Annotated in this window: 15 protein-coding genes; 2 read left to right on the top strand and 13 right to left on the bottom strand. The window is 59.3% G+C overall.

Features of this window, described 5'->3' with window-relative positions; all coding sequences use genetic code 11:
* Window positions 1–51 precede the first annotated feature (51 nt).
* On the top strand, window positions 52–849 hold the full coding sequence (gene elyC, locus DCL27_RS06160; RefSeq protein ID WP_035600704.1) for an envelope biogenesis factor ElyC: 798 nt from the start codon (window positions 52–54) through the stop codon (window positions 847–849).
* Complete coding sequence (locus DCL27_RS06155) at window positions 846–1,130, top strand: hypothetical protein (protein ID WP_223931147.1); 285 nt, start codon at window positions 846–848, stop codon at window positions 1,128–1,130. Before elyC ends, DCL27_RS06155 begins: the two co-directional genes overlap by 4 nt.
* Window positions 1,131–1,148: 18 nt before the next feature.
* Here DCL27_RS06155 and DCL27_RS06150 read toward each other — a convergent pair whose 3' ends face one another.
* The 13 genes from DCL27_RS06150 to cmk all read right to left on the bottom strand — a co-directional run bounded on the left by DCL27_RS06150 (window position 1,149) and on the right by cmk (window position 15,992).
* Window positions 1,149–2,519: an 8-oxoguanine deaminase gene (locus DCL27_RS06150; RefSeq protein ID WP_035600701.1), complete on the bottom strand. Its 1,371-nt coding sequence runs from the start codon at window positions 2,517–2,519 to the stop codon at window positions 1,149–1,151.
* Between the two features lie 46 nt (window positions 2,520–2,565).
* On the bottom strand, window positions 2,566–3,972 hold the full coding sequence (locus DCL27_RS06145; protein ID WP_035600698.1) for a nucleobase:cation symporter-2 family protein: 1,407 nt from the start codon (window positions 3,970–3,972) through the stop codon (window positions 2,566–2,568).
* Window positions 3,973–4,341: 369 nt separating this feature from the next.
* Window positions 4,342–5,235 carry a YcbJ family phosphotransferase gene (locus DCL27_RS06140; protein ID WP_005296991.1) on the bottom strand — a complete coding sequence of 298 codons (894 nt, stop codon included), beginning with the start codon at window positions 5,233–5,235 and terminating at the stop codon, window positions 4,342–4,344.
* A gap of 120 nt (window positions 5,236–5,355) precedes the next feature.
* Window positions 5,356–6,108: a 3-deoxy-manno-octulosonate cytidylyltransferase gene (gene kdsB / locus DCL27_RS06135; protein ID WP_035600695.1), complete on the bottom strand. Its 753-nt coding sequence runs from the start codon at window positions 6,106–6,108 to the stop codon at window positions 5,356–5,358.
* Entirely contained in the window at window positions 6,108–6,284 is a 177-nt protein-coding gene (locus tag DCL27_RS06130) for a Trm112 family protein (protein ID WP_005287482.1), read from the bottom strand. Before DCL27_RS06130 ends, kdsB begins: the two co-directional genes overlap by 1 nt.
* A gap of 263 nt (window positions 6,285–6,547) precedes the next feature.
* Window positions 6,548–6,757, bottom strand: a complete 210-nt coding sequence (locus tag DCL27_RS06125) for a cold-shock protein (protein WP_005287486.1) — start codon at window positions 6,755–6,757, stop codon at window positions 6,548–6,550.
* A gap of 217 nt (window positions 6,758–6,974) precedes the next feature.
* Window positions 6,975–7,184 carry a transcription antiterminator/RNA stability regulator CspE gene (gene cspE, locus DCL27_RS06120; protein WP_005296986.1) on the bottom strand — a complete coding sequence of 70 codons (210 nt, stop codon included), beginning with the start codon at window positions 7,182–7,184 and terminating at the stop codon, window positions 6,975–6,977.
* A 305-nt stretch (window positions 7,185–7,489) separates the two neighbouring features.
* Window positions 7,490–8,485: a tetraacyldisaccharide 4'-kinase gene (gene lpxK, locus DCL27_RS06115; protein ID WP_035600693.1), complete on the bottom strand. Its 996-nt coding sequence runs from the start codon at window positions 8,483–8,485 to the stop codon at window positions 7,490–7,492.
* Window positions 8,482–10,236, bottom strand: coding sequence for a lipid A ABC transporter ATP-binding protein/permease MsbA (msbA, locus tag DCL27_RS06110; RefSeq protein ID WP_035600690.1), 1,755 nt, complete (start codon window positions 10,234–10,236; stop codon window positions 8,482–8,484). Before msbA ends, lpxK begins: the two co-directional genes overlap by 4 nt.
* Before the next feature lie 36 nt (window positions 10,237–10,272).
* Window positions 10,273–12,573, bottom strand: coding sequence for a DNA internalization-related competence protein ComEC/Rec2 (locus DCL27_RS06105; RefSeq protein WP_223931148.1), 2,301 nt, complete (start codon window positions 12,571–12,573; stop codon window positions 10,273–10,275).
* Between the two features lie 473 nt (window positions 12,574–13,046).
* Entirely contained in the window at window positions 13,047–13,331 is a 285-nt protein-coding gene (gene ihfB, locus DCL27_RS06100) for an integration host factor subunit beta (protein WP_005287510.1), read from the bottom strand.
* 88 nt (window positions 13,332–13,419) lie between these two features.
* On the bottom strand, window positions 13,420–15,090 hold the full coding sequence (gene rpsA, locus DCL27_RS06095; protein ID WP_228594488.1) for a 30S ribosomal protein S1: 1,671 nt from the start codon (window positions 15,088–15,090) through the stop codon (window positions 13,420–13,422).
* 224 nt (window positions 15,091–15,314) lie between these two features.
* The gene (gene cmk / locus DCL27_RS06090) at window positions 15,315–15,992 is read right to left on the bottom strand and encodes a (d)CMP kinase (protein WP_005287520.1); all 678 of its coding nucleotides are present in this window, start codon (window positions 15,990–15,992) and stop codon (window positions 15,315–15,317) included.
* Between the last annotated feature and the right edge of the window lie 148 nt (window positions 15,993–16,140).

Below are 16,140 nucleotides of genomic sequence, written 5' to 3'. Positions count from 1 at the left end.
TCTGATATTCGATGCGAATGACGTTTTTTCACTCAAAAGAGGGCGTTAGCCATGCTGTTTGCGCTAAAAAAAGTGATCGGTACGCTACTGCTACCGTTGCCCTTATTGTTGTCGCTATGCGCGCTTGGCCTGGCGCTATTGTGGTTCAGCCGCCATCAGCGTATGGGGAAAGTGTTGGTTTCGCTCGCTTGGTTGGGAATTTTCCTACTCAGCCTGCAACCCTTGGCCGATCGCCTGTTGGCGCCGCTGGAGGCGGAGTATCCGACCCTCAATCACGGCCAGCAGGCGCATTACGTGGTGGTGCTGGGCGGTGGCTATACCTATAACCCACAGTGGGCCCCCAGCTCCAACCTGATCAACAATAGCCTGGCGCGGCTGACGGAGGGGATACGCCAACTCGCACTCAACCCCCAAGCACAGCTGATCCTGACCGGCGCGGCGGCACGAGGGAATCCCTACAGCAGCGCCGCCGTCGCGGCGCAGGTAGCGCGCTCGCTGGGCGTCGCGGAACAACGCATCATCGTATTGGATAGCCCGCGCGACACGGCGCAGGAGGCCGAGGCGGTGGCGGAACGCGTCGGCCACGCCCGGTTGATCCTGGTGACGTCAGCTAACCATCTACCGCGCGCGTTGCGCTTCTTCCGCCATCAGGGGCTCGATCCCATCCCCGCCCCCGCCAACCAGTTGGCGATCACCAGCCCCCTTAACCCGTGGGAGCGTTGGATTCCGTCACCGCTCTACCTTGGCCATAGTGAGCGCGCCTGGTATGAGACGCTAGGCCGTCTCTGGCAAGGGCTCCTCGGCCAGACGCAGGATCACCGCCCAGCGGCGATACAGGAGAAATCATGATGTCATTGGCCCGATTACGCCGCTATCCTCGCCTCGTCAGCCTGCTCGCCGCGCTGTTGAGCATCGAATGCCAGGTGCTGCTGTTCGATGCGCTCTCCAAGCCGCAGAATGTCGCCCTGAATGGCAACCCGCTGGAGACCATCAGCATGCTGGGCTTCTTCTTCGCCTGGACCACCGGCCTCAACACGCAGGCGGCGCTGCTGGCCGGTGCCGCCTGCCTGCTGCCCTTACCGCTGCTGGTCTATCTGGCGTGCCGGCGCTGGCTGCGACAGACACGCTAACGACTGAACGGCGGTGTCCTACAACGCATGAGAATGCAACAGCAGCGTACTCAAACGGTTATGCTTCGCGATCACCTGCGGCAGATCGATGGTCTGTAACTGACCGTCGCGGATCACCACCCGGCCATTGATCACGCTAAGCGCTACATTCCCCGGGTTACAGAACAGCAACGCGGCCAGTGGATCATGCCGCGCCCCGGCGGTCCCCAAGCCACGCAGATCGAAGGCGACGAAGTCCGCCGCCATGTCCGGCGCCAAGCAACCGATGTCATCGCGGTTGAGGATCTGCGCACCGCCCCGCGTCGCCAGCCATAACGCCTCGCGCGCACTCATCGCCTGCGGTCCACTGGCGACACGCTGTAACAGCATCGCCTGGCGCACCTCCGCCAGCAGCGAACCGCCGTCGTTGGAGGCCGACCCATCCACTCCGATGCCAACCGGGACACCGGCATCCACCATCTGGCGGATCGGGGCGATACCGGAGGCCAATCGCATGTTGGAACAAGGACAATGGGCCACGCCGGTCTGGGTTCGGGCGAATAGCGCGATCCCTTCGGGGTCGAGTTTGACGCAGTGCGCATGCCAGACATCCGGGCCGGTCCAGCCGAGGTCGCGCACATACTCCGCCGGGGTCATGCCGAAATGACGTTGACTGTAGCTGACGTCGTTGTCGTTCTCCGCCAGATGGGTATGCAGCGACACGCCGTGACGACGCGCCAGCTCGGCGCTGCGCTTCATCAACTCGCGGCTGACCGAGAAGGGGGAACAGGGCGCCAGCGCGATACGTAGCATGCTGAAACGGGCCGCATCATGGTAACTTTCGATCAGGCGCAGCGAATCCTCCAGGATCGCCGCCTCCGACTCCACCAGCGCATCGGGCGGTAAGCCGCCGCGGCTGCGCCCCACACTCATGCTGCCGCGACAGGCATGGAAGCGCATGCCGATCTCGCGGGCCGCATCGATGCTGTCGTCCAGGCGGCAACCGTTGGGGAAGAGATAGAGATGATCGCTCGAGGTGGTGCAGCCGGAAAGCATCAGCTCGGCCATCGCCGTCTGCGCCGAGATGTAGATCATCTCCGGCGTCAGCCGCCCCCACACCGGGTAGAGCGTCTCCAACCAGTCGAACAGCTCCGCATCCTGGGCACCCGGCAGCGCACGCGTCAGGGTTTGGAACATGTGATGGTGAGTATTGACCATCCCCGGGATCACCACATGGCCGCGCAGATCCAACTCCTCATCGGCACCGGCCGCCAGCAGCTCCTCACCGCCCACCGCCACGATGCGACAGCCCTCGACTAGCATGCAGCCTGAGCGGATCTCACGCCGCTGATCGTCCATGGTGACCAACAGATCGGCATTCTTAATCATCAGCGTTTTCTTGTTGTGCATACCCTTCCCTCTCGTGACTCGGCGACCATCGGGCGATGGTTCGCCACTAAGACGCTTCTGACGGGCTCTCTTGCTTAGCCGCCCGCCGCTCTGCGCGCATCTTCACCACCCGCTCATCATGCTGATAACCATTGAAGAAGAGGTTCAACGCCACCGCGCTGACACTGGCTAACAGGATGCCGCTGTGCAGCAATGGCTGGAGCGCGGACGGTAACTGGCTGAAGAAGTGTTGTGATACCGTCGGGATCATGCCGACCCCCAGGCTGATGGCGACGATATACAGGTTAAAACGGTTATGGCTAAAGTCGGTGCGGGAGAGGATGCGGATCCCGGTCGCCAATACCATGCCGAACATCACGATACCGGCCCCGCCCAACACAAACTGCGGCACCGAGGCCACCACCACCGCCATCTTGGGGATCAAGCCGAACATCAACAGGATCACCCCGGACATCACGCACACCCAACGGCTGGCGACGCCGGTCACACTCACCAGGCCGACGTTCTGCGAGAACGACGTATGGGGGAAACTATTGAACATGCCACCGATGATGGTACCGATGCCGTCGACCCGTAAGCCACGCACGATGTCATGTTGCTTGGCCGGGCGACCGACGATATCGCCCAGGGCCAGAAACATCCCCATCGACTCGATGAAGGTGATCAACATCACCACCGTCAGGGTGATGATCGAGACCGGCTCGAAGGTCGGGAAACCGAAGGCGAAAGGATGGATCGGGGCGAACCAGGAGGCGTCGGCCAGGCCGCTGAAGTTGACCTCGCCCATCCCCAACGCCAGCACAAAGCCGAAGACGATGCCCAGCAGCACCGAGATATTGCCGAGAAACCCCTTGGCATAGCGGGTCACCAGCAGAATAAACACCAACACCAGTAGCGAGGTGCCCAAATAGAGCGGGCTACCGTAGTTGGGATTCCCCTTGCCGCCGGCGGCCCAATCGATGCCGACCTGCATGATGCTGATGCCGATGGAGGTGATCACCACCCCGGTGACCACGTTGGGGAAAAGGGGCATCAGACGCCCGACCAGGGGCACCATCAAGGTTGCCAGGATCCCCGAGGCGATGGTCGCACCGAAGATCCCCGTCAGGCCGATGGTCGGATCGGCGCCGATGGCCAGCAACGGCGTCACGGCGGCGAAGGTCACCGACATGATCACCGGCAAACGGATACCGGCGAAACGGCCGATCCCCAGGCATTGCAACAGGGTTACCACCCCACAACAGAACAGATCGGAACTGATCAGGAAGGCGATCTGCTCCTTAGGTAGGCCGAGGCTGCCCCCGATCACCAATGGCACCGCCACCGCCCCGGCATACATCACCAGAACATGCTGCAATCCCAGGGTAAAAAGCTGCACGATAGGTAGCTTACGTTCGACTTCATCGACGGGCTGGCTCTCGCTGGCCGCCAGCGGGTTCTTCATGACGCTCATGGACTCATCACTCCTTACGGCACGACGGCGACGGCCGCCGGCTACGATTCGAGAGGCATACGCTTCCCCTGATTCATCGGGTGCATCGATCATGGCACGCAGATCGCCCACCCGGTGGCGGACGATAGTCCTATCACCATGCACAGAGCGTGCGCGTTTAACGGTTAAAACGTCAGTCAGGTAAAAGTGAAACGAGATTTGAGGAGGGAGTCACATTTATCCCCGCGGTAAGCGCAGGATGGTGCCGATGAGGGGGCACGAAAGGTTAAACGTTTGCTCGACGCTATCAAAGTGGTAGCGCGGCGTATCATTTCTGCAACGATTGGCTCAAAGTGATTACCCGCGCAGCGACGCGGGCAATGCGCGCGATTAGCCCAACCAGGGAAGCAACTGCTGGGCGGCGCGCGTCAATACCGCCTGCTCTTGCACACCCGTATGCAGGTAGCGGTTAGTCGCCTCCCATAGCATGTACAGCCAGCGCCGTGCCATAAACGCTTCGCTGACCGGTGCCTTACGGAGATAACTCGCCAGCAGATCGGCCGACGGCTCATCCTCGCTGAGACGGAACAGATCGTATTCGCGCGGGGCCCATAGCGTCATTCCGGGATTGAGCATCGCCAGCAGCTGATCGCTACGACTATCTTTCAGGATGCTGCGTAGCGTCAAGTTACCATGCACCAAGACCGCGCTATCGTCGAAGCCATTGAACAGCATATCCAGCTGCGCCTGGCTACGGAACAGGGCGCGGCGTACCGGCATCGAGAGCGCGCCCATACGCGCCGCATCCAACAACGACCAGATCACCGTTACGCGCTGCTGATACCACTGTGGCCAGCCGTTCTCCTGCACGCTATCGACATTCCCCACACAACCGTGGCTATCGATCCGGTGCCACGCCAACAGCCCCTCGACAATCTGCTCCTTCAGACTCTCCCAACGCGCCGGGTTACGTGCCGGTGCCTCGGCGGCGACACCGCGCAGCCGCTCGATCAGCAAGATCTCCTGAAACGGCGCCTGACAGGTGGTGAGCACGCCGAATACCGCCGGCAGACGCACCGTCCCCTGGCGCGCCAGCATCGACAGCTTGTAGGCCTCTTGCTGCGCCACGCCGGCGCATAGATAGCTCTTGGCAACCAGCGGGATCGCCGCGCCCTGGCGAGTATAGAGGGCATACAGATAGGCATAAGGCTGCTCGCTGATCTGCTCCATACGGCCGATGGGCTCACCCAACGCCGCGCTCAATTCCGCCCTCAGTGCCTCCATCCCCGCCTCCCTTATCGGCTCGTCGTCTCGATCTATCATGAGCAAAAATCGCCGATCACACGCCCAGTAAGATCAAAAAAGCGTGCAATCGCACGCTTTTCTCTTCGGTTAACTGACCATTCAGCCTTGTGCCACGATGGCGCGCACACAGGCGAGATCCTCCGGGGTATCGACCCCCGGCCCCGGCACCTGCAACGCCACATCCACATGGATCTTCTCACCATGCCACAACACGCGCAGTTGCTCCAGCATCTCGATCTGCTCCAGCTCACTGGGTGCCCAGGTGACATAACGGCGGATAAAACCCGCCCGGTAAGCGTAAATACCGATATGGCGTAGGAAACTCTCGCCGATCTGCGCCTGTGAGGCGGCGAAACGCTCACGATCCCAAGGAATCGTGGCGCGGGAGAAGTAAAGGGCATAGCCCTGATGGTCACGCACCACCTTCACCGCATTCGGATTAAACGCCTCGGCCGCCTCATGGATCGGTACCGCCAAGGTCGCCATCCCGGCCTCACTGCGCGCCAGGTTTTCGGCCACCTGACGAATAATCGCCGGTGGAATCAAGGGCTCATCGCCCTGCACGTTAACGATGATGTCATCGTCGGCGAAGCCACAACGCTCCACGACCTCGGCCAAGCGCTCCGTCCCAGAGTGATGATCGGCGCGCGTCATGCACACCTCGCCTCCGGCCTGCAACACGGCTTGCTGCACCTCAGGGTGATCCGTCGCGACGATCACGCGATGGGCTCCAGAGGCTCGGGCCTGCTCCATCACCCGCACGACCATCGGCTTACCCGCGATATCGGCCAACGGTTTACCCGGCAGGCGGGTCGAGGCATAACGCGAGGGGATAATCGCAATAAAACTCATCAGTTCTCTTCCAATGGCAAAGTACGAGCCTCACACTCCAACATCACGGGGATGCCATCACGCAGTGGGAAGGCCAAACGGTCGATCTTACAAACCAGCTCCTGATGCTCTTGGTCAAACACGAGCTTTCCGTTACAGACGGGGCAGGCAACAATCTCGAGTAAACGGTGATCCATGTGTAAAGGGTCCTAGCTACCAATTTGCTATCCACAAGTGGCGTTAGCATACCCCCTTCGAGGGAATTTATCATCCGTTGACACGTGCCGTTTCTGCTTGGTTCACATAATCGCCGCCGTCGCGGACACACTCATCGATACACGTCAGTCGGGGATGGGATACAACAGGGGTGGGGAAAAGGTCGGTGTAACGGGAGTAAACAGGAGGGACTATCAGCAGCCAGCGGTGAAACAAGTAGGGAAAACGCTGGCTGCACGGTACATCAGTAGGCGATCACATCTTCGGCGATCTGGCTGCGGCGACCACGCGGTGTCGAAAACTCGACCCGTTGCCCCTCACGCAGTAGCTTATTGCGTGAGCTGGCGATAGCGGTACGGCTAACATACAGATCATCCCCACCATCGAGGGGAGAGATGACACCCAGACCCGCACTCGGGTCATACCACTTCACGAAACCCATCTTTAATGTCATTATTTTTATCCTTCTTTCTCTACACCCGCGCCGGCAGTGCCCGCTCTGGGTGGTCATGCTCTATCAAGTTATCGTTATCAACTCCGTTGAGCCTTGGTGAATCCCAAATAAACAAAAAGCCCACCATTAAGGCGGGCTTTCTCGAGAACAACGCACGTCACCAGCGAAGAGGTCGCCGAGCTAACGATTGTGCGTTGTCACGTGTCACACCGTGTAATTACAGAGCGACGACGTTGGCGGCAGCCGGCCCGCGCGGGCTGTCCTGAATGGTGTACTCTACACGCTGGCCTTCAGCCAACGTTTTGAAACCGTCACCGGTGATGGCAGAGAAATGTACGAATACATCTTTACCGCCGTCATGCTGCTCGATAAAGCCGAAGCCTTTGCTTTCGTTAAACCACTTTACCTGACCAGTCTTCTTAGACATTTGAATTACCTTAAATTTTAACTGAAATTGCCCCATCGGGGGGTTAGGCCGAATGCAGAAACTAACTTATGGGTGGCACTAAGAAGAGGGCTCTCGAACAAGCGGAATCACCAAGGATAACGTCTTAAAAGAGTAACAGCATTATTCTCATGTCGTACATAAATCGGGTCTGTTTTACAGGCCAACACCATTTACGCATAAAGCTGACGATTGAGCAAGACGTTTTTTCTCTGAAAATCTCTCTGTGGAGACATAAAACCACTAAATGTCCCCCGCCGACCATCGACGGGGGTATCCAGCCAGCCTCAGATAGCGCGCCGCCGAGCGATCAGCGCGGCGATACGCGCCAATAACGCCTCGCCCTCCGCCGGAGGCAAGTCGGCGCTCACGGGAAGGTACCACCAATTATCTTGGGCAAAGGCACGGCACTTCACCGCGTCTTTCTCCGTCATCAGCAACGCCTGCCCCTGCGGCGTCAGCGCCGCCAGCGTCGAGGCTTGATAGGACTGATGATCGGCGAAGGCATGCGTCGCCTGTAGCGTCAGCCCTAGCTGCATCAACGTCTGGAAGAAGCGTGGTGGGTGGCCGATACCCGCCATCGCTACCACCTCCCCCGTCAGCATCGCGGCATCGCACCGTTCACCGCTACGAAGATTGACCAGGGTCGTACCGCAGAGCGTCATCGGGATCTCGCCGGGATGCGCCGCCCCTCCGTTAACGATCACCGCATCGACCGTCTTCAGTCGGCAAGCCCGCTCACGCATCGGCCCTGCCGGTAGCCACCAGCCATTGCCGAAACGACGGACGCCATCGACCACCACCAGCTCCATGTCGCGCGCTAGCGCGTAATGTTGCAAGCCATCGTCGGTGATCACCACATCCAACGCCCCTTGCGTCAACAGCGCTTGAATCGCGGCGCTACGCTGGGGAGCCACCGCCACGCGAGCCCCGGTACGTTGAGCGATCAGTAACGGCTCATCGCCGCACGCCTGACTGGTCGTCGTGCTATCCAACACCAGCGGATAGTGCGCCGCATGACCGCCATAACCGCGCGAGACCACCCCGACCCGGTAGCCGCGCTGCTGTAGCTGCTCGACCAACCAGATCACCAGCGGTGTCTTGCCGTTACCACCCGCCGTCAGGTTGCCGACCACCACCACCGGCAATGGCGCGCGCCACACCGCCCGCCAACCACGCCGATAAGCCTGGCGGCGTAACCAGGCGATCAGACCGTACAACCAGGAGAAAGGCAGCAGCAATAGGTAAAGCGGTGAGCGCCCAGACCAGATACGCGCGATCATTGGCCGAACTGCATCCGATAAAGCTGGGCGTAGACGCCTCCCTTATCCAGCAGGGTTCGGTGAGCGCCACGCTCTACGATACAGCCGTCTTCCACCACCAGGATCTCGTCGGCGTTTTCGATGGTCGACAAGCGATGCGCGATGACCAGCGAGGTACGGTTCTTCTGCAACTCGTCCAACGCCGCCTGAATGGCTCGCTCCGACTCGGTATCCAACGCCGAGGTGGCCTCGTCGAGGATCAGAATCGGGCAATCGCGTAACAGCGCACGCGCGATGGCGATACGCTGACGCTGGCCACCGGACAGCATCACGCCATTCTCGCCGATGATGGTATCCAAGCCCTGCGGCATCTTGTCGATAAAGTCCATCGCATAGGCCAGACGAGCCGCATGCTCAATCTGCTCACGCGTGTAGACGTGGTCACGCGCATAGGCGATGTTGTTCGCGATGGTATCGTTAAACAGATGCACGCTCTGCGAAACCAACGCCACCTGATCACGCAGCGAGCTCAAGGTATATTCACGCAAATCATGGCCATCGATCAGGATCTTACCCTGTTGGATATCGTAGAAACGCGTCATTAAATGGGCGATGGTCGACTTGCCGGATCCGGAGCGGCCAACCAGCGCGACCGTCTTATTGGCCGGGATGGTCAAGCTGATATCCCGCAACGCCGGCGCCTCTTTGCCCTGATAGGTAAAGGTCACCTGCTCAAAATGGATATCGCCCTTGGCATGATCGGCGGTCAGGACGAGTTTACCTTCGTCCTTCTCCTGCTCCATATCCAGAATGGCAAACAGTGTCTGACACGCCGCCATCCCACGCTGGAACTGGGAGTTGACGTTAGTCAGCGACTTCAGTGGGCGCATCAGGGCGATCATCGAGGAGAACACCACGGTGATGGTCCCGGCGGTCAAGGTCTCCATCACGCTCGGGAAGCTGGCGGCATACAGCACGAAGGCCAGCGAAAACGAGGCGATCAACTGGATGATCGGATCGGAGATCGACGAGGCCGTCACCATCTTCATGCTCTGCTGACGCATGTGGTTGCTGACCTTGTTGAAGCGCTCACTTTCGACCTGCTGTCCGCCGAAGATCAACACCTCTTTGTGCCCCTTCAACATCTGCTCGGCACTGGCCGTCACCTGCCCCATCGAGTTCTGCATATTCTTACTGATGTTGCGGAAACGCTTGGAGACATAACGGATAGCGAACGACACGATCGGCGCCAACACGATCAGGATCACCGACAACTGCCAGCTGTAATAGAACATCAGGCAGAATAAGGCGATGATCGAGGCACCCTCGCGCACCACGGTGATCAGGGCACCCGATGCCGACGAGGCGACTTGCTCGGAGTCGTAGGTGATACGCGACAGGAGCGTACCGGTCGACTGCTGATCGAAGAAAGAGACCGGCATCCCCATCATGTGGGAAAACAGCTTGCGGCGCATATTCATCACCACCTTGCCGGACACCCAAGAGACACAATAGGAGGAGACAAACCCGGAGATACCCCGGATCACCATCAGCCCGATCACGACAAACGGCATCCACCTCAAGATGTCGGAGCCGGTCTTACCGAAGCCATCGTCCAGCAACGGCTTCAATAGCGACAGCATGTAGGCATCGCTGGCGGCATTGATCACCAACGCGACCGAGGCCACAATGAGCCCAGCCTTGAAAGGGTTGATCATCGGCCACAGGCGGCGAAAGGTCTGCCAGGTCGAGAGATCTTTATCATGCAGCATGTAATAAACCAGTTAAGAATGAAACAGCGGATTATTTTACCCGTTATGTTCAGTAACGCCAAACCAAGCATGATACCAGTGTGCATCTATTTGTGAGCGTTGAGCGCGGATCTGCCAGCCCGCGCTGGAAAAGTCGACGCGGATCATCCCGTCATGAGCGCTATCATGCCAGGCGATCCCTTGCTGACGATAACGTTGGCGTACCGCCGGCGCCGGAAAGCGCCACGCGGAGTAGCGCGCGGCCGAGGCCAAGGCGACAGCGGGACGTACCGCCTGTAGCAAAGCGGGCGACGAAGAGGTCGCGCTGCCATGATGGGGAACCTGTAGCAGCGCAGCTCGCAGCGAAGCACCGCTGGCGACCAAGGCCTGTTCACTGATCGCCTCGATGTCCCCAGTCAACAACAGCGCCCCACCCGGCCCCTGCAAACGCAGCACACAAGAATCATTATTACGTGGCGTCGCTACCGGGCGAGGAGGCCAAAGAAACGCCAGGCGCAACCCCCGCCAATAGGCGTGTAGCCCTTGACGGCATGGACGATCGGCAGGATCGGGCGACGCGACCCACGCTAACGGATAGGCCCTCTGTAGGCTGGCACGCCCTCCGGCATGGTCGCTATCGGCGTGGCTGATGATCATCCCATCCAGGATCAGGCCGCGCCAACGTAGGTAAGGCAGTAAGGTCTGACGCGCCGCATCGCCCCCCGGCCAGCGCCCACCGGTATCGTACAGCAAGGCGTGACCATGACGCTGGATCAGCACCGCTAGGCCATGCCCGACATCTATCATCTCCACCCGCCAGCCCGTCGCCTCAGCCTCAGCGCGTTCCGCGAGCGGCCCCGTCAACGCCAACAGGCTCGCCAATAACGCATGCCCGGCATCCCATCCATCCTGGCGCCATGACCACAGTAGCACCATCAACGGCACCCAGCAGGCCGCCAGTAATGTCGGCTCAGACAGATAGAGCCACCCATCGGGCAGGCGAGTCAACAGCGCCAATAATCCATCGAGCAACCACAACGCGGCCTGCCAGGCCAGCGCGCCCAGCGTCGGCGACACCACGAGTGTCAGGAGTAATCCCGCCAACGCCAACGGTATCACCGCCAATGATACCAACGGCACCGCCAGCAGATTGACCCCTGGCGCGCTCCAGCTGAGTCCATGGAATAACAGCAGCTGTAACGGCGTCAACAGCAGCAATAATCCCCATTGGAGATGTAACAATCGCCCCAGCGCGTTACACCCTGCCCAGCGCCAACGTGGGCGAAACGGCCAGCCATCGTGCCAGAGCAATAAGGCCGCCACCGCGCCCAGCGACAGCCATAATGCGCTGGATAACAGCAACAGCGGATCGAGCAATAATGTTAAGGACAGTGTCAGGGTCAAGATATCGCGCGGTGCCGCCTGGCGCCCACCCCAGCGCCATACCAGGTACAGCGTCACCATCAGCGCGGCACGCAGTGTCGGCGGCGACAAACCGGCCAGCCAGGCATACCCCCAGGCGGCAGACAAGGCCAACAGCAGAGGCGGGTACGGCGTCTGCCAGCGCAGCGGTAAGCCGAGGCAGAGGAGTCGCCAGAGAGCGGCGGCGAACCCCGCGGCCAAGGCGATATGTAACCCCGAGATCGCCAGCAGATGCAGAATCCCGCTATGACGCAACAGCGCCTGCTGCTCGCTCGTCAAACGCCCCCGCTCGCCATACACCAAGGCCAATAACAGTGGGAAGGCGGGATGCGTTCCCCAACGTGCGCAGGCCTGATCGATGGCACGCTGGCGTAGCGAACGCTGAGCATCGAGACGCTGGTAACGACGGGGCGTCCCACTCAATACCACCCCCTGCGCCAACTGATGGCGTTGGCGATCGAACCCCGCCGGATTGAGCGAGCCATGCAACGCCCGTGGGGTCAGCGTGATACGCCAGCGTTGTCCGGCGGCATAGGGGAAGCGCGTCGCGTTCCAATAGAGCCGTAGACGGAATGGCGCAATGGTTCGCGCATCGAGGCGTGTGACCCACAGGTAGAGCGCGTGGCGCGACGTCTCCTCGCCTAAGTAGGGTGTCTCGATCCGCCCCTCTAGCGTCACCTGACGATCCGCATAGGTTAACGGTTGTAACGCCAGTTGCGCCCGCTCGCTGCCCCAGAGCAACCCCAGACTCAGTAAACCCAGACGCAGTAACCAGGGATGATGCCAGCAAGCCGCCGCCAGCCCGAAGATCAGCAGCAGTAACGAAGCCCCACGCGTGGGTAGCGTCGTCAGCCAGAGTAACGGCAACATGCCGGCCGCCAGGTAACCTAATGCCGTCGCCGCCCCCATCGCCTCCCCTCCTCGGCAAAAGGACATTGTGCCGACTTGTCCCCCGCGATCACCTCAGCACGGCACAGCAGTGCGGGCACCGCCGCAGGGAAAGCGCGACATCGACACCCCCAGCACATCGCATTGAGGCAGGCGACAGCGGCAAGTCGGCCGAGCGATTAACCTCTGCCATAGTGGAGGGGGCCGATGGGCGCGAGGACGAGCGCAGGACGTCATTCATGGTGGAGCAACAGCATGCCCATCTCGATCGGGATGGTGTGGGTCCCACTCGCTGGCCAGCTCATCCTTAACGCGGCAGTGGGGAAAAAGAGAGGACGATGGCGCACACGCGCGAAGATAGTGCATCCTCGACGCATCGTTACCTACGTCAGGCCACGTAGGCCGACCTGGGCGCATCGCGTGCCTAGACACATGCGCCAGGCCGTAAACGGGGCGTACGCTGGTACGCTGAATAGAAAAATGGCGCCAAGCGGCGCCATTTTAATCGATTCGATTCGCAATCAAGCGTAGATGTTTGCCCGATCGCGCAACTCTTTACCCGGCTTGAAGTGGGGAACGTATTTACCTTCCAGCTCCACCTTTTCACCGGTTTTCGGGTTACGACCGATCCGGGGAGCACGGTAGTGAAGTGAAAAACTGCCAAAACCACGGATCTCAATGCGTTCACCATCGGCCAGTGTGGCGGCCATGTGTTCCAGCATCTCTTTTACCGCATCCTCAACGGCCTTCGCAGGCAGATGGGGTTGCTGACTGGCAAGTCTTTCAATGAGTTCTGACTTGGTCATATATCCTCCAAGCTGTGTCTCCCAAGAAAGGAGAACGCACGATGCAGCTTAACTACCGTTACAGGGCGGCGTTACGCCGCCCTCATCATTATTCGCCTTTAGCTGCTTTGAATGCTTCAGCCATTGCGTTAGAGAAGTTTGCATCGTCCTGGTTGTTTACGGCAGCCATAGCATCTTTCTCTTCTGCTTCGTCTTTAGCACGAACAGACAGGCTTACAACGCGGTTCTTGCGATCAACGCCAGTGAACTTAGCTTCAACTTCGTCGCCTACGTTCAGAACCAGAGTCGCATCTTCAACGCGGTCGCGGGAAGCTTCAGAAGCACGCAGATAGCCTTCTACGCCATCAGCTAATTCAACTGTAGCACCTTTCGCGTCAACTGCGGTGACTTTACCAGTAACAATTGCACCTTTCTTATTCAGAGAGATGTAGTTGTTGAACGGGTCTTCCGCCAGTTGCTTAACGCCCAGGGAGATACGCTCGCGCTCTGCATCGACCTGCAGAACAACGGCAGCGATTTCATCACCCTTCTTGTATTCGCGAACGGCTTCTTCGCCAGCCACGTTCCAGGAGATGTCGGACAGGTGCACCAGACCATCGATGCCGCCTTCCAGACCGATGAAGATACCGAAGTCAGTGATTGACTTGATCTTACCTTCAACGCGATCGCCCTTGTTGTGGGTTTCAGCGAACTGCTGCCACGGGTTAGCTTTGCACTGCTTCAGGCCCAGGGAGATACGACGACGCTCTTCGTCGATATCCAGAACCATAACTTCCACGACGTCGCCCACGTTAACCACTTTGGACGGGTGGATGTTCTTGTTGGTCCAATCCATTTCGGATACGTGAACCAGGCCTTCAACGCCTTCTTCGATTTCAACGAAGCAGCCGTAGTCGGTCAGGTTGGTCACGCGGCCGGTCAGTTTGGCCCCTTCCGGATAACGCTTGGCGATAGCGACCCACGGATCTTCGCCCAGCTGCTTCAGACCCAGAGATACACGGGTACGCTCGCGGTCGAACTTCAGCACCTTAACGGTGATTTCATCGCCAACGTTGACGATTTCGCTCGGATGCTTAACGCGCTTCCAAGCCATGTCAGTGATGTGCAGCAGGCCGTCAACGCCGCCCAGATCAACGAATGCACCGTAGTCAGTGAGGTTCTTAACGATACCTTTAACTTCCATGCCTTCCTGCAGGTTTTCCAGCAGCTGATCGCGTTCTGCGCTGTTTTCAGACTCGATGACAGCACGACGAGAAACTACAACGTTGTTGCGCTTCTGGTCCAGCTTGATAACTTTAAACTCAAGCTCTTTGCCTTCCAGGTGCAGAGTGTCACGCACCGGACGCACGTCTACCAGAGAGCCCGGCAGGAACGCACGGATACCGTTCAGCTCTACAGTGAAGCCACCCTTCACTTTACCGTTGATCACACCGGTAACAGTTGCAGCTTCTTCGTAAGCTTTTTCCAGCATCAGCCAAGCTTCGTGACGCTTAGCCTTCTCGCGGGACAGCTGAGTTTCGCCGAAGCCGTCTTCTACTGCATCCAGAGCCACATCAACTTCGTCGCCTACCGCGATTTCCAGTTCGCCCTGAGCGTTTTTGAACTGCTCGGCCGGAATGGCAGACTCAGACTTCAGGCCGGCGTCAACCAGCACGACGTCTTTGTCGATAGCAACAACAACGCCACGAACGATGGAACCCGGGCGGGTTTCGATTTCTTTCAGGGATTCTTCAAAGAGTTGAGCAAAAGATTCAGTCATGTTGATAATCTTCAGGATTCTTTAATTGAACGTCCATCCGGCATCCGGCCAGACGGGGTTATTTAACATACCTCGCTGCATTCCATCGCGACGAGGGGTACTAATTATACAACGTTTTTCACAGCTAAACGAACAATTTATCAATAACAACAATAGACAGCGGGTAAAATTCTCCCGATGGCCATCCTTGCCGCCGGCAACGCCGGATCGCCGTGAATGCCTGCTTACGCCAGATGCTGGCGCGCATAGGCCAATGCCTGCGTGATCACCTCATCGATCGACATCATCGTCGAGTCGAGCAACAGCGCATCCGCGGCGGGCACCAAGGGGGCGACGGCACGGTTACGATCGCGGAAATCACGCTCTTTAATTTCAGCTAAAAGACTTTCAAAGTTAACATCAAAGCCCTTCTGCTGCAACTGCAACATGCGACGCTGGGCGCGTTCTTCGGCGCTGGCGTCCAGGAAGATCTTGACCGGCGCATCGGGGAACACCACCGTGCCCATGTCGCGGCCATCGGCGATCAAGCCCGGAGCCTCACGGAAGGCGCGTTGACGGCGCAACAACGCCTCACGCACCCGCGGGAAGGCGGCGGCCCGCGACGCGGTATTGCCGACGGTTTCGGTACGGATCGCCGTGCTGACATCCTCCCCCTCCAACACCACCCGCAGGTCCCCGTGGCTGGCATCGAAACGCACATCCAAGTGTGCCGCCAGCGGCACCAGCGCCTCTTCTGAATCGATATCGACCTGATGATGCAGCGCCGCCAGCGCCAGCACGCGATAAATCGCACCGGAGTCGAGTAAATGCCAGCCAAAGGCCTGCGCCAACGCCTTACATAGCGTCCCTTTACCCGCGCCGCTTGGCCCATCTACGGTAATGACCGGAACTATCGCCGTCATTCTTGTCTCCTCTCAATTGGAAACCCCAGTTACACCAACCGGGGAAAGCGTATTGGGGGATGATAACGCGCGACACCGCCCCCATCCCGCAACACACTCGGCCCACGGCCAAGGTGCGGGGCGCATTATACGCTGACGCCGGGCGAAC

The organism is Edwardsiella tarda ATCC 15947 = NBRC 105688, from assembly GCF_003113495.2.
In the GTDB taxonomy this organism is placed as follows: Bacteria; Pseudomonadota; Gammaproteobacteria; order Enterobacterales; family Enterobacteriaceae; genus Edwardsiella; species Edwardsiella tarda.
This window is presented reverse-complemented; position numbering and strand designations above follow the sequence as displayed.